18 protein-coding genes and 1 tRNA gene are annotated in these 21,333 nt (G+C 41.9%); 11 read left to right on the top strand and 8 right to left on the bottom strand.

The genetic code is table 11. From position 1 onward, the window contains the following. Positions 1 to 136 precede the first annotated feature (136 nt). The 4 genes from OQ5_RS0106780 to OQ5_RS0106765 all read right to left on the bottom strand — a co-directional run bounded on the left by OQ5_RS0106780 (position 137) and on the right by OQ5_RS0106765 (position 4,187). Complete coding sequence (locus tag OQ5_RS0106780) at positions 137 to 739, bottom strand: hypothetical protein (RefSeq protein WP_016776760.1); 603 nt, start codon at positions 737 to 739, stop codon at positions 137 to 139. A gap of 144 nt (positions 740 to 883) precedes the next feature. Next, the gene (gene fumC, locus OQ5_RS0106775; protein WP_016776759.1) at positions 884 to 2,281 is read right to left on the bottom strand and encodes a class II fumarate hydratase; all 1,398 of its coding nucleotides are present in this window, start codon (positions 2,279 to 2,281) and stop codon (positions 884 to 886) included. A gap of 32 nt (positions 2,282 to 2,313) precedes the next feature. Then, positions 2,314 to 3,421, bottom strand: a protein-coding gene (gene prfB, locus OQ5_RS0106770; RefSeq protein ID WP_141638861.1) for a peptide chain release factor 2 whose coding sequence is annotated in 2 segments (ribosomal slippage) — positions 2,314 to 3,357 and positions 3,359 to 3,421 — 1,107 coding nt in all. Because the reading frame shifts where the segments join, the coding sequence is not laid out codon by codon here. Between the two features lie 690 nt (positions 3,422 to 4,111). After that, positions 4,112 to 4,187: transfer RNA gene (locus OQ5_RS0106765), tRNA-His, on the bottom strand. A gap of 550 nt (positions 4,188 to 4,737) precedes the next feature. On the opposite strand from OQ5_RS0106765, the gene OQ5_RS0106755 reads away from it, so the two are divergent. The 5 genes from OQ5_RS0106755 (at position 4,738) to lon (ending at position 11,912) form a co-directional block, all read left to right on the top strand. After that, positions 4,738 to 5,424 carry a DNA alkylation repair protein gene (locus OQ5_RS0106755; RefSeq protein ID WP_016776756.1) on the top strand — a complete coding sequence of 229 codons (687 nt, stop codon included), beginning with the start codon at positions 4,738 to 4,740 and terminating at the stop codon, positions 5,422 to 5,424. A 96-nt stretch (positions 5,425 to 5,520) separates the two neighbouring features. After that, positions 5,521 to 6,990, top strand: coding sequence for an aminotransferase class V-fold PLP-dependent enzyme (locus tag OQ5_RS0106750; RefSeq protein ID WP_016776755.1), 1,470 nt, complete (start codon positions 5,521 to 5,523; stop codon positions 6,988 to 6,990). 492 nt (positions 6,991 to 7,482) lie between these two features. Beyond that, positions 7,483 to 8,676 (top strand): hypothetical protein, encoded by a 1,194-nt coding sequence (locus OQ5_RS0106740; protein ID WP_016776753.1) that lies wholly within the window; start codon positions 7,483 to 7,485, stop codon positions 8,674 to 8,676. A 147-nt stretch (positions 8,677 to 8,823) separates the two neighbouring features. Beyond that, positions 8,824 to 9,087: a type B 50S ribosomal protein L31 gene (locus OQ5_RS0106735; protein ID WP_010416968.1), complete on the top strand. Its 264-nt coding sequence runs from the start codon at positions 8,824 to 8,826 to the stop codon at positions 9,085 to 9,087. Positions 9,088 to 9,467: 380 nt separating this feature from the next. Continuing rightward, positions 9,468 to 11,912 (top strand): endopeptidase La, encoded by a 2,445-nt coding sequence (gene lon, locus OQ5_RS0106725; RefSeq protein WP_016776751.1) that lies wholly within the window; start codon positions 9,468 to 9,470, stop codon positions 11,910 to 11,912. Positions 11,913 to 11,994: 82 nt separating this feature from the next. On the opposite strand, the gene OQ5_RS0106720 is transcribed toward lon, so the two are convergent. Then, positions 11,995 to 12,783: an ADP-ribosylglycohydrolase family protein gene (locus OQ5_RS0106720; protein WP_016776750.1), complete on the bottom strand. Its 789-nt coding sequence runs from the start codon at positions 12,781 to 12,783 to the stop codon at positions 11,995 to 11,997. 359 nt (positions 12,784 to 13,142) lie between these two features. Between OQ5_RS0106720 and OQ5_RS20465 the strand changes: the two genes are divergently transcribed. Then, a complete protein-coding gene (locus OQ5_RS20465; RefSeq protein ID WP_255297421.1) occupies positions 13,143 to 14,258 on the top strand; it encodes an AI-2E family transporter in 1,116 nt (371 codons plus the stop codon). A gap of 104 nt (positions 14,259 to 14,362) precedes the next feature. Here OQ5_RS20465 and OQ5_RS0106705 read toward each other — a convergent pair whose 3' ends face one another. Both OQ5_RS0106705 and OQ5_RS0106700 read right to left on the bottom strand, forming a co-directional pair. Beyond that, positions 14,363 to 14,998 carry a hypothetical protein gene (locus OQ5_RS0106705; RefSeq protein ID WP_016776748.1) on the bottom strand — a complete coding sequence of 212 codons (636 nt, stop codon included), beginning with the start codon at positions 14,996 to 14,998 and terminating at the stop codon, positions 14,363 to 14,365. Between the two features lie 245 nt (positions 14,999 to 15,243). Continuing rightward, complete coding sequence (locus OQ5_RS0106700; RefSeq protein WP_016776747.1) at positions 15,244 to 15,873, bottom strand: NUDIX hydrolase; 630 nt, start codon at positions 15,871 to 15,873, stop codon at positions 15,244 to 15,246. A 7-nt stretch (positions 15,874 to 15,880) separates the two neighbouring features. On the opposite strand from OQ5_RS0106700, the gene pyrE reads away from it, so the two are divergent. Both pyrE and OQ5_RS0106690 read left to right on the top strand, forming a co-directional pair. After that, positions 15,881 to 16,513 (top strand): orotate phosphoribosyltransferase, encoded by a 633-nt coding sequence (pyrE, locus tag OQ5_RS0106695; protein ID WP_016776746.1) that lies wholly within the window; start codon positions 15,881 to 15,883, stop codon positions 16,511 to 16,513. Between the two features lie 2 nt (positions 16,514 to 16,515). Beyond that, positions 16,516 to 16,917 (top strand): SRPBCC family protein, encoded by a 402-nt coding sequence (locus OQ5_RS0106690; RefSeq protein WP_016776745.1) that lies wholly within the window; start codon positions 16,516 to 16,518, stop codon positions 16,915 to 16,917. Between the two features lie 165 nt (positions 16,918 to 17,082). On the opposite strand, the gene OQ5_RS0106685 is transcribed toward OQ5_RS0106690, so the two are convergent. After that, on the bottom strand, positions 17,083 to 17,823 hold the full coding sequence (locus OQ5_RS0106685) for a biotin--[acetyl-CoA-carboxylase] ligase (RefSeq protein WP_016776744.1): 741 nt from the start codon (positions 17,821 to 17,823) through the stop codon (positions 17,083 to 17,085). 259 nt (positions 17,824 to 18,082) lie between these two features. On the opposite strand from OQ5_RS0106685, the gene rsfS reads away from it, so the two are divergent. Genes rsfS through OQ5_RS0106670 form a run of 3 tightly spaced genes read left to right on the top strand, consistent with a single transcriptional unit; the run spans position 18,083 to position 21,272 of the window. Beyond that, positions 18,083 to 18,463: a ribosome silencing factor gene (gene rsfS, locus OQ5_RS0106680; RefSeq protein ID WP_016776743.1), complete on the top strand. Its 381-nt coding sequence runs from the start codon at positions 18,083 to 18,085 to the stop codon at positions 18,461 to 18,463. Between the two features lie 24 nt (positions 18,464 to 18,487). Continuing rightward, positions 18,488 to 20,653 carry an ATP-dependent zinc metalloprotease FtsH gene (ftsH, locus tag OQ5_RS0106675; protein ID WP_016776742.1) on the top strand — a complete coding sequence of 722 codons (2,166 nt, stop codon included), beginning with the start codon at positions 18,488 to 18,490 and terminating at the stop codon, positions 20,651 to 20,653. Beyond that, entirely contained in the window at positions 20,631 to 21,272 is a 642-nt protein-coding gene (locus tag OQ5_RS0106670; protein WP_016776741.1) for a LutC/YkgG family protein, read from the top strand. The genes ftsH and OQ5_RS0106670 overlap by 23 nt, the downstream gene beginning before the upstream one ends. Positions 21,273 to 21,333: the final 61 nt, after the last annotated feature.

The following is a 21,333-nucleotide window of genomic DNA, read 5'->3' as shown; positions in this document are numbered from 1 at the left end:
TACAATATGTGTGTCTGTTCAGAAAGTGCCAGTTGCAGGGCTTGCGAAGTTCGAAAACAGGGAGTTTACTTTTCGTAAATGAATATTTTGGCGGCGAGCGTAACACAGCAAATGGTCCTTTATGGACAGACACTATCTACTGTCTTCCCCTGAGCTTATTCAGCTCATTAAGATGCTGGCGGGCCATTGTTTTTTCTTTTTCAAGCGCACGTTTTCTGTGTGCTTCATATTCGTTCTCAAGGTCTTCATATTTTTCCTGCATCTGTTTTGTAATGAAATGGCTTCGTTTGAAAAGCAAAAAAAGAAATGCTACTCCTCCGGCCAGAATAAGGACTAATGCCCACATAATGGTATTGTATTTTCCTTTTTGTATTTCTGCACCGAAGAATGGGATGCTGTTTTTTGAGAGAATGGCTTGTTCCAGCTTGTCTTGTGTGGTTGTCAGTTTTTCATTCAAGAGGACAATTTGATTGCCAAGAGAATCTATTTCCGCCTGTCGTGTATTTATTTCGCCTTGAAGATGCTCCAACGTATCAATCACATTGCTTTTCAATTTATAGAGCCATGCTGTTCTGACCACCCTGAACTCTTCATACTTGCTTGATTTTTCAATGGTATAATCGAACTGGCCGGACAAAGGGCCTCTGTCCAGTGTAGCTTCTTCGTTTTCCTGAGCTGTTAATGATAGTATTCCTGTAAAGGATAAGATTACAATCAGAAAGATAGTGCAATTTTTCATGGCCTGTAAAGATTTCAATAATAAGGGTGTAACGATAAAATGGCAATAAAATTGTAAAATACTACAAACTTTATTTGGCCCAAAGTTATAAAAAAACCGTCCCTGTTAAAGAGACGGTTAATGATTATTTGTATTGAGAATAAATTAATCGAGCGAACCGGTCATTTTGGAAGGGTCTACCCATTTGTCAAATTCATCTGCCGTAAGGTAACCAAGCTCAAGAGCGGCTTCTTTCAGTGTTGTGCCTTCTTTGTGAGCTTTTTTAGCTATTTCGGCAGCCTTGTAATACCCGATATGTGTATTCAGTGCAGTCACGAGCATAAGAGAATTATCGAGGTGCATTTTGATACGCTGATGGTTGGGTTTTATACCTACCGCACATTTGTCATTAAATGCAACGCAGGCATCTCCCAGAAGCTCAGCACTCTGCAGGAAGTTATATATCATTACCGGTTTGAAAACGTTCAGTTCAAAATGACCGTTGGAGCCACCTACCGATACGGTAACATCGTTACCCATAACCTGAGCACATACCATTGTCATAGCTTCGGCCTGGGTAGGATTAACCTTACCTGGCATAATTGATGAGCCGGGTTCATTTTCGGGTATCAATATTTCTCCGATTCCCGAACGGGGCCCCGATGCAAGGAGGCGAATGTCGTTGGCGATTTTCATCAGGCTCACGGCGATTTGTTTCAGAGCACCATGACTTTCGACAATGGCATCGTGTGCTGCCAGTGATTCGAATTTGTTTGCGGCTGTCTTGAAAGGCATGCCGGTAAACCTGGCGATGTACTTTGCTACCGTAACATCGTAACCTTTTGGGGTGTTAAGGCCTGTTCCTACTGCTGTTCCACCCAGTGCAAGTTCGGAAAGATGTTCCAGGGTTGCTTTAAGCGCTTTGAGCCCATGGTCAAGTTGAGACACGTATCCCGAAAACTCCTGTCCCAAAGTAAGCGGAGTAGCATCCATCAGGTGTGTTCTTCCGATTTTTACCACCTCCATCATTTCTTCCGATTTTGTTTTCAGGGTGTCACGCAGCTTTTTAATGCCGGGGATGGTTTTTTCGATCAGCATTTTGTAAGCTGCAATGTGCATGGCCGTGGGGAAAGTATCGTTGGATGATTGCGATTTATTGACATCATCGTTTGGGTGAATGGGTCTTTCTCCTTCTCCCAGTTTTCCGCCGTTGAGAACATGCGCACGGTTGGCTATCACCTCGTTGCAGTTCATGTTCGATTGCGTTCCGCTTCCGGTCTGCCAGACAACCAGAGGGAACTGGTCGTCGAGTTTACCCTCGATTATTTCGTCACAGGCTTTTTCAATCAAGACTCTTTTTTCTTTGGGAAGGACTCCATGTTCCTCATTGGCATAAGCAGCCGCCTTTTTCAGATAACCAAAAGCCCTGATAATTTGTATGGGCATAGAAGCAGCAGGTCCTATGGGAAAATTCATGACTGAACGCTGGGTTTGCGCTGCCCAATATTTGTCGGCAGGCACTTTTACCTCCCCCATTGTGTCTTTTTCTATTCGGTATTCCATTTTTTGTGTTTTTTATGTTGCAGTTGAAACAATTAGTTTTTCTTAAAAACATCTTCAGCACCAAATTGCATCAGGTAAGCTTTGATAAAATCATCGATTTCACCGTCAAGTACGGCCTGAACATTGCTGGTTTCATGATTGGTACGAACATCCTTGACCAGTTTGTAGGGCTGAAGAACATACGAACGGATTTGAGAACCCCATTCAATTTTTTTCTTTTGTGACTCTATCTTGTTTTGTTCTTCCAATTTCTTTCGCAGCTCCAGTTCATAGAGTTGCGATTTCAGCATACGAAGGGCATTCTCTTTATTGCCCCCCTGTGAACGCGATTCGGTATTTTCTATAACGATACCTGTCGGGGCATGTCTTAATCTTACACCGGTTTCCACCTTGTTGACGTTTTGTCCGCCGGCACCACTCGAACGGAAGGTTTCCCACGTGATATCAGCCGGGTTAATTTCTATCTCAATGGTATCATCAATAAGTGGAATAACAAAAACAGAAGTGAAAGAAGTCATGCGTTTATTGGCGGCATTAAAGGGGGACAGTCTTACCAGCCGGTGTACGCCGTTTTCACTTTTGAGGTAACCATAGGCATAATCGCCTTCAAACTGAAGGGTTACCGATTTGATGCCTGCCTCATCTCCTTCCTGGAAATTGGTTTCCGTTACCTTGTAACCGTGGCGTTCGCCCCATCTTACATACATCCGCATGAGCATCTCGGCCCAGTCCTGGCTTTCGGTACCTCCTGCTCCTGCATTTATTTTCAGGATGGCCCCCATTTTGTCTTCTTCCTTTTGGAGCATGTTTCTTAACTCCAGGTCTTCAATCAGTTTTACCGTCTTCTTGTACTGGAGGTCCACATCAGCCTCTTCAGCTTCTCCTTCCTTAAAAAATTCAAGGAGTACAGAGGTTTCTTCGATGGCGGTTTTAACATCTTCGTATGCATTTACCCAACTTTTAAGCTCTTTGAGATTTTTCATTTTTTGTTCGGCTTTTTTGGGGTCATCCCAAAAATCAGGTGCCTGGGTACGCATTTCTTCTTCTTCTATCTCAATCTTTTTACGATCGATGTCAAAGATACCTCCTTAACGCAATCTCGCGTCCGGTTAGCTCTTTCATCATTTCGGATGTTACCATGGTATTTTTTTTAATTTTTGCACAAAGGTAACAATTAAATTTGCTGCAGGGTTGTCGGAAAGTTAAATTAACGACAAAATTCTTTAATTGTATTTATTTGTCTCGCAATTGGGATTTTCCGAACAGAGACTTGTGCTTTTTGTTCTTTTGTTTGATTCTGTCTATCAATACTACGTTAAACTTTTGCAATACACTGCAAGCCAATTGTTTGCGCATAAAGAGGTTTGTTTGTTAAAATGCAGTATATCAAGGTTGTAAAAATCATCTTACATCTAAAAATCTAACGATCTATTGGGCTATGCCAGGTTAGGTTTGAGATACTTTCGCGAGTTAATAGAGGAACACTAATTGGTGTCTGTCCATAAAGTGCCATTTACCGTGTTACGCTCGTCCGAGAATTACTCATTTACGATGAGTAAACTCCCTGTTTTCGGACTTCACAAGCCTTGTAAATGACACTTTCTGAACAGACACATGATAAGCAAAGAACTATTTCGACTTTATAGACAGGCACTAATTGGTTAATTCCGGGTTTAGATTACCTGTACGCCCCGACTTTAACAAAAACATCTCTTTCCGGAGCAGATTCAAGTATCTTGAATTCAAGAACCATTGTGGAGAATAGGTGGTGTTCAATTTTTTCTTAAAAAAACAGCCCCAAACATCTATATAGATATTTGGGGCCTGAACGGGTGAAAGACCGGATTCGAACCGGCGACCTCCAGAGCCACAATCTGGCGCTCTAACCAGCTGAGCTACAATCACCATTTTTACACGGGTGCAAAGGTAAAATTTTTTCTGTTAGTTTTGCAAATGTTTTTTCAAAAAAGCGACTATTGTTGCTTTGCCGTGGATTCAATAGTCCGTAAAAAAAAGCTTAAACGCAGAGGACACTATGACGCAAAGTTTTTAATATGAGAGAGTCGCTGTTTTTGGTTTTACAAATAATTGATTACCATCCATTTGTAAGAGCACAATGGAATTTTTTTGGATGAAACGAGCATGGCAAAGTTTGCCATAATTAGATCATTATATTTTTAGATATAAGATAAAAGTTACCAACAGGCAGATGACAGGGCATGGAGGAAAGATGGAAAGGTGATAAGGTAAAAGGGCAGGATGGTAGCATGAAGAATAAAGCGGGAAATATTACTCCAATAAATCGGACAAACTAATATACGAATGAAACGAGCATGGCAAAGTTTATCACAACAAGAATATTTATAATTGCTTGCATGCGAGTTCCATACGACCTTAAAAAATAAATTTTATACGGATGAATCATCTTACATTTAAAAATCTAACGATCTATTGCAATGAAGTTCTTTCCTGTTAATGAAAATGTGGACCTTCAGATTGAAGAAATTCTGAAAAAAATCAGACATCTGAAAGACGGTGAAACTGCAGGGTTAATGAAAAAATCGGGGGCCTGCTACCGGGTGAATTACGGTGTTTCGGTGGTTCATTTAAAAGCAATGGCCCAAATGCTTGAACCAGATAACGAACTGGCTCGGCGGCTGTGGTACAGGGGTATCAGGGAAACGATGATTATGGCTACCATGGTTGTAGATGCCGGCACAATGGACAATGGTGAACTTGAAGAATGGGGTGAAATACTGAATACCATTGAATTGTCGGAACAGATGGGACGAAATCTCCTGGTTAGTACGAATATTTCTGAAGATTTTCTGGTATCCTGGCTGGAAAAAGACAATGTGTTTCAAAGGTATGCTTCGGCTATGAGTATTGGATGGCGGCTCAGAATGAATGGTGAGGCCGGCTTCAGAAAGTTCCCGGGAATTATTTCTGATTTGCGGAATCTGACCACTGATCAACGCATGCATCGGGCTGTCGCATTTGCTTTGAAAATGGGCGGACGCTTTTGTGCCGATTACAGACCGGTTGTTTACAAAGCCATTGATGATTGGTCTGATAAAGGAGAAATGTGGGAGCGAAAAGTGGCAGAAGATGTCAGGTATGAGCTGGATGCTTTTACTTCCTGACAAGGACACTACGCGGATGTCATTAGTCATCTTTTATATGTGTTTCCCTCGCTATTTTTGCTTTGTTGAATTTATTTCCAGAACAAATCCCGTTTTATGCTGCCACACGAAAAGCATTTTGCAGAGTTCAGAAAGAATATCATCGGGGAGGGGTCAACCATTGAGACTCCATATGGTGAAAAACCGTTGATTTATGCCGATTGGATTGCCTCGGGAAGGCTTTACAGGCCTATTGAAGATCAGATTACAAAGGTTATCGGGCCTATGGTTGCCAACACCCATTCCGAGTCGAGCGATAGCGGACGCATAATGACTAACGTTTATCGTCTTTCTCATAAAATGATAAAAGACCATGTGGGGGCCGGAAAAGATGATATAATCATTACTTCCGGCTTTGGTATGACCGCGGTGGTGAACAAGCTCCAACGAATTCTGGGGATGAGGGTTCCCGAACAGGCACAGCGTTATTGTTCAATCCCGCCACAAGAGCGGCCTGTTGTATTTCTGACTCATATGGAACACCATTCCAATCATACTTCCTGGTTGGAAACCAACGCAGATGTGGTTCTATTGGAGCCTGACGAAAACATGCTGGTTGATCCTTCCTCGCTTGAAAAGGAGATCAGAAAGTATGCAGACCGTCCTCTGAAAATCGGGAGTTTTACGGCCTGCTCAAACGTCACCGGAATAGAGACGCCTTATTATCGTCTTGCTCGAATTATGCATGAGCATGGAGGATTTTGTTTTGTCGATTTTGCTGCATCAGCTCCCTACGTCCCCATTAATATGCATCCTGACGATCCGAAAGAGCGATTGGATGCCATATTCTTTTCTCCGCATAAATTTTTGGGAGGCCCGGGTAGTTGCGGTGTAGTTGTTTTCAATCGTGCATTATATCATAACACGGCGCCTGATAACTCCGGGGGTGGAACAGTAAACTGGACCAACCGGTGGGGAAAGTATCGCTATATAGATGATATTGAGGCAAGAGAAGATGGCGGAACACCAGGCTTCCTGCAATCCATCAGGGCTGCAATGAGTATCAGACTGAAGGAACAAATGAATTGTCGGAAAATGGCAGAGCGGGAAAAGGCGATGCTTGAAAGAATTTTTAAAGCATTTGGCAAAATTCCCGGATTGACCATACTTGCCGGCCAGCAGGAAGAACGACTGGGTGCAGTTTCGTTTTATATTATGAATGTTCATTTTAACCTGGTGGTACGTCTGCTTAACGACCGTTTTGGTATTCAGGTACGAGGCGGTTGTTCCTGTGCCGGCACTTACGGTCACTATTTGCTGCATGTCGATTATTTCACTTCAAGTAATATTACCAGAAAAATTGATGAAGGAGATTTATCCGGAAAACCCGGTTGGGTAAGGCTGTCTGTACATCCCGTAATGTCGGAAGCGGAAATTGATTACATAATAGACGCCATTAAGCAGGTGGCGGAAAATGCCGGTGAATGGCGTCAGGATTATGAGTATCATCCGCGTATTAATGAGTTTAAACATAAAGAATATAACCCAAGACCAATGGAAGATTATCTTTCCTGGTTTCAGTTTTAAGCAGGTTAGGGCGTTTATACAAAATAATTAACTTTGAACCTTATATACGATATCAATTCTCAATAGATGGTTATACTTTTTAGATATAAGTAATCGACAGGCAAAAGTTTAACTGGCAGAAGACAGAAGTAATAAATTTTGTGAGAAGGAATTTTTCAGTTTGTTCTGAAAATTTGCCTGATAATGAAAAATGTCAGGATGGAAATCCTGAAAATATAAATAATGAGATTTGTAAAAAAGAGACTTTACATGAGTGGAATCAACAATTAATTTCAATGTTTTATAATTAGTGTCTGTCCATTAAGTACCATTTGCTGTGTTATGCTCGCCGCCAAAATCCTCATTTACGATTAGTAAACTCCGGCTTTGGAGTCTTCGCAAGCCTTGCAACTGGTACTTTCTGAACAGACACACATATTGAAAAAATTTTTGCGAGTTTATAGACACGTACTAATTAGCAGCAATTGAAAAAAGGAGTAAAATAATAATCTTATGTATACTGTTGAAGTAAAATCAGATAAGGAAAAACGGCAATTTCTCGATGTCGTTGATGAAATCTATAAGAATGACGACGCTTATGTTCGTCCTTTGGATATCATGATCGAAGAGGTGTTTGATCCTGAAGCCAACGATTTTTTCCAACATGGCAACGCGGTTCGGTTCCTTCTCATGAACGATGATAATAAGCCGATAGGACGAGTTGCTGCTTTTATCAATGAAAAAAAGGCCTACGGCTTCCAGCAGCCCACAGGCGGAATGGGCTTTTTTGAATGTATTAATGACAAGGATGCTGCTTTTATGCTTTTTGATGCTGCCAAAAACTGGTTATCGGAAAGAGGCATGGAAGCTATGGACGGCCCGATCAATTTCGGAGAAAACGACAATTTTTGGGGGCTTTTGGTGGAAGGATTTACCCAGCCGGCTTTCGGTATGCAGTATAATCCGCCCTACTATAAAGACTTTTTTGAAGCCTATGGATTTGAAAATTATTTCGAGCAGGTAACCAATCATTTGGACCTGCAGAAACCTTTCCCTGAAAGATTCTGGAAAATAGCCGGATGGGTGGGACGAAAACCCGGTTATCATTTTCGTCACTTTACCTGGCAGGAGAGTGAAAAGTTCATTCAGGACTTTATTGAGATATATAATGATGCCTGGCAGTTTCATGAGAATTTTACGCCCATGAAAGCCGATACGCTTCGCAAATCTTTGAAAGAGGCAAAAGATTTTATGGACGAAGAACTGATCTGGTTTGCTTATTATGAAGATACTCCTATCGGATTTTTCGTCCAGTTCCCGGATGTCAATCAGATATTGAAGCATTTTCACGGGAAAATGAACTTTGTTAATAAGCTCAGGTTTGTTTATCTGAAATGGAGGAAAGTAATGACCCGGACAAGGGTTGTGATTATGGGCATCAGACCGCGTTGGCAGAGAAACGGCATCGAATCCGGAATATTCTGGCATCTGCGGAAAGTGGTATCTAAAAAGCCATGGATCAAAGAGATGGAGCTTTCGTGGGTGGGTGATTTTAATCCTAAAATGCGCGCACTTCATGATTCGGTTGGGGCAGTGTTTGGCAAAAAACATATCACTTACAGGTATTTGTTTGATGAAGAAAAGCGCCGGGAGAAGCAGAGAGCTTCGGCTATTCCTTTGGATACAAGAGAACAGGTAAATTCATGATACAGGACACTATGAAATTTTTTTCAGTAAAAGTTTTGGTGATTGCTAACGGAATAATTACTTTTGCAGTCCGTTTAGAATGAATGGATTTCAGTTATTGATAGTTGACTTTTTGAAAACAAGGTTTAGAATAAAAATATTTGAACAATGAAAAAGGGAATTCATCCGGAGAATTATCGCATGGTTGCATTCAGGGATATGTCCAACGGCGATACTTTTATCACCCGTTCTACAGTTAATACCCGTGAAACGGTTGAAATTGACGGGACCGAATATCCGTTGGTAAAACTTGAAATTTCTAGTTCATCTCATCCCTTCTACACAGGTAAGATGAAACTTGTTGATACCGCCGGACGTGTCGATAAATTCCGTAATCGCTATAAAAAGCATTTGGAAGGAAAGAAAAAATAGGCTTTTAGGCTAAAAATGATATAAGCCCTGGGTGTCTCCAGGGCTTTTTTTTTGAAAATTCAAATAAATCCTTTATTACTATTTATCTTTATCTTTCAGCAGCTTTCTTTTAATGGTATACATATTGCTATATTCGTCGACAGTATAAATAATGCATGTCTATAAACTTGCAAAAATTTTCATAATATGTGTGTCTGTTCAGAAAGTTTCAGTTGCAAGGCTTGCGAAGCCGCCAAAATACGGAGTTTACTTTTCGTAAATGAGTATTTCGGCGACAAGCGTGACACAGCAAATGGCACTGCATGGGCAGACACTAAATAAATATATTATCTGTCAAAATGACACGCGTTTAAATAAAGAGAACGGAGATAAGACCAGATATGGAAGAATTTAAAATATCGATAGATGCATTCGGAATGAGTGATTTTGCAGATGGTGATCCGGAATTTATTCCTATTATGGGGGATGACATGGAACAAGATACCGATGATACTCCGATACCTGAAGAATTGCCGATATTGCCACTTCGAAACACCATCCTTTTCCCGGGTGTTATTATCCCCATTGCCATCGGTCGCGAAAAGTCGCACCAACTTATTAAAGATGTAGATAGGGTAAAAGGGTATTTCGGAGCATTGACACAAGTTGATTATAAGGTTGATGATCCGGGAGTTAACGATCTTTACAAGACCGGTACAGTGGCAAGGATCATCAAGATACTTCAAATGCCCGATAATTCCACAACGGTCATAATACAAGGGAAGAAACGCTTTGAGCTGGAAGCGATGGTGGACGATGACCCTTATTTTATCGGTCGCATCAGGTTGCTCGAGGACAAGGAACCCGAAGGTGACAAAACCCGTGAGTTTGAAGCTGTAATTTCTTCACTCAAGGATTTGTCTTTGACGTTGATAAAACAAAGTCCGAATGTGCCGCCCGAAGCTTCTTTTGCCATCCGCAATATTGAAAGTCCGGCTTTCCTCATTAATTACGTGTCGTCCAACACCGATATACCGGTTAAGGAGAAGCAACGCCTTCTGGAGATTCACGACCTGAAAGAACGGGGGATGAGGTTGGTTGAGTTTCTTGTTCGGGAAGTTCAGTTGATGGAGATCAAGAATGACATCCAATCCAAGGTAAAGCAGGATATGGATCAGCAACAGCGGGAGTATCTTCTCCAGCAGCAGATGAAAACCATTCAGGACGAGTTAGGCTCAAGTCCTGTTGAGCAGGAGATTAAAGATCTGGAAAAGCAGGCTTCGGATAAAAAATGGTCGGGTGAGGTTGCAGAACTGTTTCGAAAAGAACTTGACAAATTACGCCGTTTGAATCCGGCTTCGGGCGAGTATTCCATTCAGTATAATTACCTGCAAACACTGTTGGAACTTCCCTGGAATGAATATACGAGAGATAATTTTGATCTGAAACGGACGCAGCGCATCCTCGACAGGGATCACTATGGTCTGGAGAATGTGAAAGAGCGCATCCTTGAACACCTGGCCGTTCTCAAGCTAAAGAAAGATTTAAAATCTCCGATTATCTGTTTGTATGGCCCTCCCGGTGTTGGTAAAACCTCTCTGGGTAAATCTGTGGCTGAGGCGTTGGGGAGAAAATATGTCAGAATGTCACTGGGCGGTTTGCATGATGAGGCTGAGATCAGGGGACACCGGAAAACTTATATCGGTGCCATGCCCGGGCGAATTGTTCAGAATATCAGGAAGGCAGGTTCCGCTAACCCGGTTTTCATTCTTGATGAGATAGATAAGATCAGTAACAGTTTCCATGGCGATCCTGCCTCGGCTTTGCTGGAAGTATTAGACCCGGAGCAGAATAATACATTCCACGACAATTTCCTCGAAGTGGATTTTGATCTGTCGAAAGTGATTTTTATTGCCACGGCCAATACACTGAACTCCATATCTCCTCCGTTGCTCGACCGTATGGAATTGATCGATGTCAGTGGTTACGTGTTGGAAGAGAAGATTGAAATTGCCAGGCGGCATCTCATACCTCAGCTGATCGAGAGTCATGGAATTCCCAGGGGAACTATAACAATATCCAGGCGGACACTGGCCTATATTATTGATCATTATACCCGTGAGTCGGGCGTCAGAGATTTGAATAAAACCCTGGCGCGATTGTTCCGGAAAATTGCGCTTAAGCTTGCTACTGATGAGCAGGTAAAAAAATCGGTTGTTATTTCAGATGTCAGGGAATATCTGGGGGTTGAGAAATTTTCGAAAGATACCTGGCAGGATAATAAGTTTGCCGGAGTTGTTACCGGGCTGGCATGGACGGCAGCCGGAGGAGAGATACTGTTTGTCGAAAGCAGTCTTAGTAAAGGGAAAGGGCAACTTACTCTCACGGGAAATCTGGGTGATGTAATGAAAGAATCGGCCATGCTGGCTCTTGAATATCTCAAGTCGCATGCCGGCTACCTGGGTGTCGAAGAGTCGGTTTTCAGTGAGCGAAATGTTCATGTTCATGTGCCGGAAGGAGCAATCCCTAAAGACGGCCCTTCTGCAGGGGTCACCATGGTTACCTCGTTGGCATCATCTTTTACGGGACGCAAGGTAAAAGCCAGAATCGCCATGACCGGGGAGATAACGCTCAGGGGCAAAGTATTGGCTGTAGGAGGCATCAAAGAAAAAATCCTTGCAGCCAAGCGTGCCGGCATCAATGAGATTATTTTATCAAAAGAAAATAAGAAAGACATTGATGAAATTAAACCCATATACATAGAGGGGTTAACCTTTCATTACGTTGAAAATATAAAGGAAGTGCTTGACCTGGCGCTTACTAATGAAACGGGGTTGGAGTCGTAATTTTTCGAACGTTTAAAAGTTCATAATAACGATTTTCGAGCTCGCCCGGTAGCTGATAAATTCCGATGCAGGGTACAATTTCTTATGCTTCCTGATTGGAGCGCGTCACAAACTCTTCTTCGAACGCGTTTATAAGAGCCTGCATTTTAGGAGTAATGCGAGCCAGTGCCCGTCGTGTTATCGATTTAGGTATGTGTCCGAAATATGCTTCAGCCAATCCGCCGGTGATTGATGCAATGGTATTGCTTGGGCCGCCAATGGAAATAGCCAGACGGATGGCTTCTTCGTAATCAGAAGCTTCCATAAATGCTGCAAAGGCTGGCTCTACCGGAGATACTTCACTATCGGGGGTTATCTTCTTCGTTTTCCAGTCACTCACTTTCAACGAAAAATCGTAATCAAAAGCTTGTCCGATGAAAGTTTTTACCTCTTTTTTGGTCCCGGCTTCTCTGCACATATAAATAGTTGCGGCTACTGCTTTGGCGGCTTTTATTCGCTCGGGGATATTGTGGGTAATTCTGGTGCTTTTTTCGGCCTCGTTTAAGGCTTCTTCAACACTTTTGGCGGCAAACCCTATCGGACTGATCCTTCGTGCGGCTCCTTCTCCTTTGCTTACATAGGGTTTCGAATCGTCGGATAAGGCCCACTCCAGAAATTGGGGCCGATAACCTGCTTTCGGAAATTGACGGACCCACTCTTTCAGGGTTTTTTCATAATCTTTATGGTGTAATACTGAATCGGCGGTGGCAAGAGTCAATATCGTATCATCTGTGTATGCCGAAGAAGGTTTGAAAAGCTGAAAATCGGTATCCGGAGCATTGTCGGAGGTAAATGTGGAACCAATGATGTCGCCGATAATAGCACCTTTCATAGTTTAGGTTTTGTACGTTACAATTATTGTTTTATTTGGCACGGCTAATATGATAAGTTTTGCGCTAAAAACAAACTTTTCTTAAAAAATATTGTTTCTGCTTCTTTTATGTATGTTCGGGACCACAGATTTTGTGACAATTAATTGTTCGGTTCTATTTCCGGCTTTGTAAAGACCTGAAGTATTCAGTGGATTATTTTGCATATAAATTTGTATCTTTGAGTTATCCTGATATGCTACAGAGACGAACATTTTTTTAGCGCAGGGCCAAAGTTTTCTGATCAAAGATTTTGAGAGATTTTTCTGTTTGAAGCAGAATAATTCTGTCAATTGCTAACCTTACATAATGTTATAATTTTGTGATTTGTCGATATGAAGCTGTTCCTGAAATATCTGTTTTTCATTATTGCCATTTTTGGTGGTTTTTTCTTTTATGGTATTTCCGTTCCATTGTTATTTTCGTGGGAGTTTCTGCAGTTATTTCCCTGGTTACCCGGCCGATATGTGACCTTTATCGTCGCATAAAGATTGGCAGTGTACATGTTGGCAGAACCATGTCGGCATTGTTGACGGTTTTGACCTTGTGGGTCTTTATAGTCTTATTTTTCAGATTTACTGTTCCACTGGTAGCTTCAGAGATTCAGTTTTTCTCAAGAATTGATGTACCGCTTGCATTGGAAAAAGCCGGGAGATTACTTTCCGATATTTTTGCTCCGTTAAGGAATTCAGAATTTGGCAAAACTATTATGGATGGGATGGAAACTCAGTTTGAGCAGGCTCTTTTGACATTTCTTGATTTTGAGCAGGTTCGTCAGTTTTTTACATCCATTGCCGAATTTTTTGGAGGTGTATTTATAGCTGCTTTTTCCATCACCTTTATTACCTTCTTTTTCCTGAAAGAAGAAGGATTACTTATCGGTGGTATTTTGCTTTTCGTTCCCCAAAAGCATGAAGCAGGCATCAGGCATGCCCTGTTGTCCATCAGGTATCTGCTGAGGCGGTATTTTCTTGGAATACTCATTCAGACAACTCTTGTCGGAACCATCGTAACTACAGGTTTTTCTATACTGGGTGTCGGATTTAATCACGCTGTTATAATTGGTATTATCAGTGGTTTAATGAATATTATACCTTATCTTGGGCCTCTCATCGGGGCATTTTTTGGCATTAGTGTCGGCACCCTTGTTTACTTGCAGTTGCCTTTGCAATATTCTTTTCTCTCATTTTTTGGCGGGATGATTCTGGTTTATGTTATTGTCCAGTTGATGGACAATATGTTGTTTCAGCCCCTCATTTTTTCTAACAGTGTGAAAGCGCACCCATTGGAAATTTTTATCGTTATCCTGAGTGCCGGGTATCTGGCGGGAATTTTGGGGATGTTTTTTGCCATTCCTGTTTACACAATAATTCGCGTCATTGCACGTGAATTTTTTGACAAATATGAGGTGGTTCAAAAACTGACAGACCGGATGTAGTCGTTATTTAGTGCGTGTCTGTAAACCCGCAAAAATTTTTACAATATGTGTGTCTGTTCAGAAAGTACCAGCGTAACACTGCAAATGGTACTTTATGGACAACACTATTTAGTTTTTTCCCTTTGCTGAATGGCTTCCTGTATGTTAATTCTTTTCCCGTTTTGGATAGCTGTGATATAGGCTTGTTCAAATCCAATGGTTTTCACTATATCCCTGAATTCAACGGCATCCTCGTAAGTGGGCAAAATGCCAAGTGTGAACTGATTAAGTCCTCCATATTCAACCTGATGAAGCGAAACCATATAATTTTTGAATTTGCTCATATCTATGCCCATGTATGCACCGACCTGTACACTGAAAAAAATTCCGTCATCGGGGACGTTGAAGCGAATGGTATCTGATCCCGGAACGACAATGTTTAATTGCTCTATTGTCAAAGAGTCTTTTTTTACAGAAAGAGAGTCACGCTTATTTTGTTTCGGTTGGCCGACCTTCTGAGCAAAAATTTGTTTGTTCTTTTTATAAGCCTCTTCTTGTTTTGTGGGAGAGGTGCCCCAAACCACAATGTATATAAAAGATAGTAACAGGAGGGTGGATAAAATGATCAAACCGTTTCTCATTTTTTTGAGTATACGGGATTTTCTGAAGTCTTCTTTTTGCAAACGGGCAAGCTCTTTTTCCAATGCTTCACGTCTGGTTTCTTCTTTCCAGCGGTTAAATGCTTTTTCGTGGTCGGTCATCTGAGTTTATTTTTCGGGTTATTTGGGGTACTCGCTTTATTTCAATGCCCGGTCAAAAATTTTAACAGACTACAAACCGCTTATCTACAGGTGAATACTAATCAAAAAGTATTGTCTGTTAAAACCGGTATTTCAAGTTAATTAAATCTTCTTAAATCCAACAATCCAATATCCAACAATCCAACATCCAACATCCAACCTCTAACAATACTAACAATACTAACAATACTAACATTACTAACAATCTAACAATCTAACGATCTTTTTAATGATGCTTCAATCACATCCCTGACAGATGGAAATGCATTCCTGACAAATTTATCAATGTTTTGGAGATTGACCCACTCTATAGCGGTTATATCTTCTTCTTTCTGAGGAAAAGGTTTTTTATTGCCGTTGTAAATCATTTCGAACCATCTGGTTTCTTTCAGTATTGGCACTTCATCAATATAATAAATATGAAATGTGGATATGAGCGGCCTGTTGATCCGAAGGTTTTCAATATTACACTCTTCCTGAACTTCTCTTACAGCCGTTGCCTCAAAAGTTTCATCGGGTTCGACTTTCCCTTTGGGCAGGTCATTTCGTCCGCGACGTGTCATTCCCAGAAAAGCATCTTTTGGAGGATTCCAGACCAATCCGCCAGCTGCAGGGAGGTTCTTATAACACTTCCTGACCCGTTGGAGCAATTCAAATTCATTGTAATGATATATGAACGCTTCTTTTCGTTTTTCATTGTTTTCAAAATCCCTGAGAAATTTTTTCAGCTCCCCTTCACTTCCTAATTTATGAATGGCTCCGAAATCCGGGGTAAGAACAGAATCAATTTGGTTCGTTAAAAAGAGAGCTCGGTCTTTGAAAAATATCTTGTACATTTGTGGTATGAAAAGTTTAAAGGAAATAATTGCCGGTCAACTATTGCAAATAAAAGCAATTAAACTGCAACCTGCAAACCCTTTTACCTGGGCATCGGGGTGGATTTCTCCCATTTATTGTGACAACCGGAAGACGCTATCTTATCCGGATATCCGTAATTTTATTAAGATTCAGTTTGCCCGGCGCATCATGGAAAGGTGGCCCGAAGTGGATGTTATAGCAGGAGTTGCAACAGGGGCTATTGCCCAGGGAACTCTCGTAGCCGATCTTCTGGGAAAACCTTTTGTATATGTTCGTTCAAGTCCTAAAGGGCATGGTTTGGAGAATTTGATTGAAGGAGACCTGAAGCCCGGGCAAAAAGTAGTGGTTATTGAAGACCTGATTTCAACCGGAGGAAGCAGTCTTAAAGCTGTAGAGGCATTGCGAGATAACGGTGCCGATGTGTTGGGAATGCTTGCCATCTTTACTTACGGTTTCCATGTAGCAGAGGATAATTTTGATGCTGCTGGAGTTGAATATGAAACGCTTGGTGATTATGAAGTGCTGATAAAAGTAGCGGTCGAGAGCGGATATGTTTCTGCTGACGATCTGAATGCTTTGACCGACTGGAGAGAGAATCCGGCAAACTGGAGAAAATAATTATGACAAGATTTGAAAGCGATATAAAGACAGTTCCGTATTCTGCAGCGAAGATTTACGAAGTACTTTCCGATTTTGACAATTTTGAATCGTTACTTCCTTCGGATAAAATTCAGAACTGGCAAAGTTTTGGTGATAGTTGCCGTTTCGAAGTAACGGGCGTTGGCCCGATCAAACTAAAGATCATCGACAAGGAACCTGAAAAGACCATTAAATACACTGCCGACGGTACTGTTCCTTTCAATTTTTTTCTATGGGTACAATTGAAACAAGATGAAGCCTTCAGCAAAGTAAAAGTTACTCTGGATGCCGATCTTAACCCGATGATGAAAATGGTTGCCAGAGGACCCCTGGAGCAGTTTGTCGGCTTGCTTGCCGATGCCATTGCTTCTCATTCCTATTAGTGCGTGTCTATAAACTTGCAAAAAATTTTTACAATATGTGTGTCTGTTAATAAAGTGCCGGTTGCAAGGCTTGCGAAGCCGCCAAAAACGGAGTTTACTACTCGTAAATGAGTATTTTGGCGGCGAGCGTAACACAACAAATGGTACTTTATGGACAGACACTTATTAGAAAACAAATTCTACTTCTTTAAAGGCGTACTTTGAAGTGGTTCCGTCGGGACGTGTCAGAAAAATATGTCCGGCAGGCGCGATATCTGAAATTCTGGCCAAAAACTCTCCCTTGCTGTCACGGTATTTGTGAAACCCCGCTCTCCTGTAAAGGTGAGACAGATAATTTCTCTCAATTTCGCTGGTATCGTTTTCCGTGAGTTTTTGGTAGGTGGAGGTCAGTGACTGGTAAACCTGATGAAATATGGTTTGTAAATCCACATTATATCCGGTTATCATTTTCACCGATACGGGATTGGGGAGGTTTTCCGGAAAGGAAGTTTGATTGACATTGATGCCTATGCCTGCAATTGTTTGACTGATAGAGCTTCCCTGTAAAGAGTTTTCAATAAGAATGCCACCGAGTTTTTTATTTTTGTAGTAGATATCATTTGGCCATTTGATTTCTACCGGCCGGATATACTTTTCAAGGGAAGTGACAATGGCCACGGCAACAGTTTTGGAGATGATAAACTGAGATGTGGCCGGAACCATTTCCGGAAAGAAAACGATTGAGAAGGTGAGATTTTTTCCGGGTTCGGTTTCCCATGTATTTCCCGGTTGGCCGCGGCCTGCCGTCTGCCGGTTGGTAATTACTACCGAACATTCAGGCAGATTTTGCTGTTTCAATAATTCTTTCAAATGCAGACTGGTCGATGAGGTGCTCTCGGGCTGGATGATTTCGGGCAATAAATCCATGAGTCAAAATATTAAGCGTCAATTTGTCATAGTAATGGACACAGAAGGTACAAAAATAGGCATTTATGTCCTTTTAAAATGTTATCTTTGAGGGCAAATTTAATTGTGGCATTGTTTTTTCAATAGTTCATGAAGATTTTATATTTTCAAGAACAGACAGCAGACAGGCGATTTTTGTAAAAAAGATTTATTGACACAAGGTAGTCCCTTGTAACTCTTGTAAAAACAGTGTTTTAAGAATTGAAAAAATGTATAGTGAATGACAGAAAATTATTCTGATGTTGTTGCATCCGAAGAGCTTGTAAAAGCGGTTGTAGAAGGAATTCAGGAGAAAAAAGGCGTTAATATTACCGTTCTCGATCTTCGGAACATTGAAAATATGATTGCAGAGTATTTTGTGATTTGTGAAGGTGAGAGTAATGTTCATGTTGATGCTGTTTCGGAATCTATTGAGGAGATCGTCAGAAGAGATTCCGGTGAGAAACCGTTTCATATAGAAGGGAAGCAAAATGCAGAATGGATATTGCTGGATTATCTGAATGTGGTTGTCCATGTTTTTCAGAAACAGGTGAGACGCTATTATAGTCTGGAAGAGTTGTGGGCCGACGCTTTGAGGACGGATGTTGAAAATGTATTTTAAATCGATTTTTTCTTTATCAATTATATGACTGAAAACGAACAAAAGAAACAAAATGGTCGGTTGCAAGACCAGGGGAAGCAACAAAAAAACCAGGAGGACTCCAAACGGCCATTAAGGAATCAGGGATCGGGGGAAGACGGAGGAGATAAACCGCAGGGTCCCAAAATGCCAAAGTTTAATGCTTACTGGATATACGGGCTTATTCTTATTGCCCTGATTATTGTGAGCACTTTTAACCTCGGACAGGGGCCGCAGAATTTATCCTACAGTATGTTTGAGGATCAACTCCTTCCCAGTGGCGATATAGAGAAGATTGTTGTTGTGACAAATGAGGGAACGGCTGAAGTTACGCTTCGTGAAGATGCGCTTGATAAACATGGTGAATTGTTCAGGAACGGGTATACACCAACGAGAATAGGACCCCATTTTGCCGTTAAAATTCCTACAATCGACCGTTTCGAAGAGGCTCGAAAAGCGGCCGAAGATGAAAATAATATAAAAATTCCCGTTGAGTATGAAGAGCGTATCAACTTTTTTCGTGATTTTATAGGGATGGTTTGGCCCCTGTTGCTGCTGATTGTCATTTGGATATTTATTTTCCGCCGCATGAGCTCCCAGGCAGGTGGAGGTGGTGCAGGAAATATCTTCAACGTCGGGAAATCGAAGGCTCGTGTGTTTGATCGTGAATCGAACATCAAGGTTAACTTTGATGATGTTGCGGGTTTGGCTGAAGCTAAGCAGGAGGTAGAAGAGATTGTCGAGTTCCTGAAGAAACCGGAAAAGTTTACCGAGCTTGGCGGTAAAATTCCCAAAGGCGCTTTACTTATAGGTCCTCCCGGGACAGGGAAAACACTTCTGGCCAAAGCCGTTGCAGGAGAGGCAAATGTTCCGTTTTTTAGTATGTCGGGTTCCGATTTTGTGGAGATGTTTGTAGGGGTTGGCGCTTCACGTGTTCGCGATTTATTCAGAAAGGCCAAAGAGAAGGCGCCCTGTATTGTGTTTATTGATGAGATTGATGCAATAGGAAGAGCGCGGGGTAAAAATGCCGGTTTCAGCAGCAACGATGAGCGTGAGAATACTCTCAACCAGTTACTGACCGAAATGGACGGCTTTGCTTCCAACAGTGGCGTTATTATTCTTGCAGCCACCAACCGGGCTGATGTACTGGATCGCGCCTTGATGCGGGCCGGGCGGTTTGACCGGCAGATTGCAGTGGAATTGCCCGACATGAACGAAAGGAAAGATATTTTTAAAGTCCATTTGAGACCACTGAGACTTAAAGATGACGTTGATCCTGATTTTCTTGCCAAGCAGACACCCGGATTTTCCGGCGCCGATATTGCCAATGTATGTAATGAAGCGGCACTGATTGCAGCTCGTCGTAATAAAAAACTGATCGAAAAGGACGATTTCCTCGATGCGGTCGATCGTATCGTAGGAGGACTCGAGAAGAAGAACAAAATCATCAGCAAAGATGAAAAGCGCAGGATTGCCTATCATGAGGCAGGTCATGCCGTCATCAGCTGGCTGCTCGAACATGCGCATCCTTTGGTTAAAGTGACGATTGTGCCCCGTGGAAAGGCACTGGGCGCTGCCTGGTATCTTCCGGAGGAGAGACAATTGACAACATCCGATCAGATACTGGATGAAATGTGTTCGGCTCTGGGGGGACGGGCAGCCGAAGAATTAATTTTCAACCGTATTTCCACTGGTGCGCTTAACGATCTCGAAAAAGTGACACGTCAGGCTTATGCCATGGTCAGCTATTTCGGGATGAGTTCTAAACTAGGTAATCTCAGTTATTTTGATTCTACCGGTCAGAATGAATATAGCTTCCAAAAGCCCTATAGCGAAAAAACAGCCGAATTGATTGACCGCGAAGCTTCGAACATAGTGGAAGAGCAGTATGCACGTGCAAAAAAAATACTTGCGGAAAACAAAGATAAACACGCCTATCTGGCTGAACTCTTATTGGAGAGGGAAGTGATTTTCAGCGAAGACCTTGAAAAGATTTTCGGGAAACGTAAGGGGCCTGAGCATGTTATTTCTCCTAACCCCAATGGCAACGGGGATGATAAGAATGAAAAAAATTCGTCCGGTAATGAAAATAAGCCAACCCCGGAGAACACGGATAAAAAAGAAAACAGCAAAGCGAATCCTTCCAACGATGAAACTGCCGGAAAAGAATAGTGATTCACGTGAGATCATTCTCTCAAAATTACGCGGGACCGTTTCACGAGACTGGGAACAGAACTGGCCCGATGAAGTTCCGGAGGGCGATGTTTTTCCCCGGATAACGGATCTGTTAAATGCTTTTAAAGAGGAATTGGAAGGACTTGGTGGTGAGGTGTTTGTTGAAAGGAATGAAGCTGAAACGCTGGGCAGGCTGCAAAACCTTGCCAGTCAAAGGAACTGGGGACCTGTTGCGGTAGTAAACCCGGTATTAAAAGAGAAATGCATAAAAAACAATATAGCAGTCACTGATTTTGACCCGGAATCCGGTGTATTTGAAGCCGGTTTGACAGGCTGCGAAGCTTTAATTGCTCTGACAGGTAGTGTTATGGTGAGCAGCATTGGCTCAGGTCGGAAAATGAATGTTTTCCCGCCCGTTCATGTGGTTTTGGCACATAGCAATCAGATTGTGGAATCTATAAAGGATGGGTTTATAAAGATTGAGGAAAAATATGACCATCTGCCTTCTCAAATATCTTTGATTTCGGGCCCAAGTCGTACGGCTGATATTGAAAAGACCCTTGTTATGGGTGCGCACGGGCCACGTGAATTGATTGTTTTGATTCAGGAGGAATAGGTTATTAAGACTGTATCACTATATTGTTTTTATTATAAAATTCAGAATAGTTTTTAACCTG

The sequence above is a fragment of the Anaerophaga thermohalophila str. Valhall genome, from assembly GCF_000250735.1.
GTDB lineage: Bacteria > Bacteroidota > Bacteroidia > Bacteroidales > Marinilabiliaceae > Anaerophaga > Anaerophaga thermohalophila_A.
Note: the sequence above shows the minus strand (reverse complement) of the source record. Positions and strands in the feature narration are given on the sequence as shown.

Coding starts and splice junctions, on each gene's coding strand:
- OQ5_RS0106735 (WP_010416968.1), top strand. CDS start 8,824: ATGAAAAAGGGAATTCATCCGGAGAATTATCGCATGGTTGCATTCAGG.
- OQ5_RS0106780 (WP_016776760.1), bottom strand. CDS start 739: ATGAAAAATTGCACTATCTTTCTGATTGTAATCTTATCCTTTACAGGA.
- ftsH (WP_016776742.1), top strand. CDS start 18,488: ATGACTGAAAACGAACAAAAGAAACAAAATGGTCGGTTGCAAGACCAG.
- rsfS (WP_016776743.1), top strand. CDS start 18,083: ATGACAGAAAATTATTCTGATGTTGTTGCATCCGAAGAGCTTGTAAAA.
- OQ5_RS0106750 (WP_016776755.1), top strand. CDS start 5,521: ATGCTGCCACACGAAAAGCATTTTGCAGAGTTCAGAAAGAATATCATC.
- OQ5_RS0106685 (WP_016776744.1), bottom strand. CDS start 17,823: ATGGATTTATTGCCCGAAATCATCCAGCCCGAGAGCACCTCATCGACC.
- OQ5_RS0106740 (WP_016776753.1), top strand. CDS start 7,483: ATGTATACTGTTGAAGTAAAATCAGATAAGGAAAAACGGCAATTTCTC.
- OQ5_RS0106690 (WP_016776745.1), top strand. CDS start 16,516: ATGACAAGATTTGAAAGCGATATAAAGACAGTTCCGTATTCTGCAGCG.
- fumC (WP_016776759.1), bottom strand. CDS start 2,281: ATGGAATACCGAATAGAAAAAGACACAATGGGGGAGGTAAAAGTGCCT.
- OQ5_RS0106700 (WP_016776747.1), bottom strand. CDS start 15,873: ATGTACAAGATATTTTTCAAAGACCGAGCTCTCTTTTTAACGAACCAA.
- OQ5_RS0106705 (WP_016776748.1), bottom strand. CDS start 14,998: ATGACCGACCACGAAAAAGCATTTAACCGCTGGAAAGAAGAAACCAGA.
- OQ5_RS0106670 (WP_016776741.1), top strand. CDS start 20,631: ATGAAACTGCCGGAAAAGAATAGTGATTCACGTGAGATCATTCTCTCA.
- pyrE (WP_016776746.1), top strand. CDS start 15,881: ATGAAAAGTTTAAAGGAAATAATTGCCGGTCAACTATTGCAAATAAAA.
- OQ5_RS0106720 (WP_016776750.1), bottom strand. CDS start 12,783: ATGAAAGGTGCTATTATCGGCGACATCATTGGTTCCACATTTACCTCC.
- OQ5_RS0106755 (WP_016776756.1), top strand. CDS start 4,738: ATGAAGTTCTTTCCTGTTAATGAAAATGTGGACCTTCAGATTGAAGAA.
- lon (WP_016776751.1), top strand. CDS start 9,468: ATGGAAGAATTTAAAATATCGATAGATGCATTCGGAATGAGTGATTTT.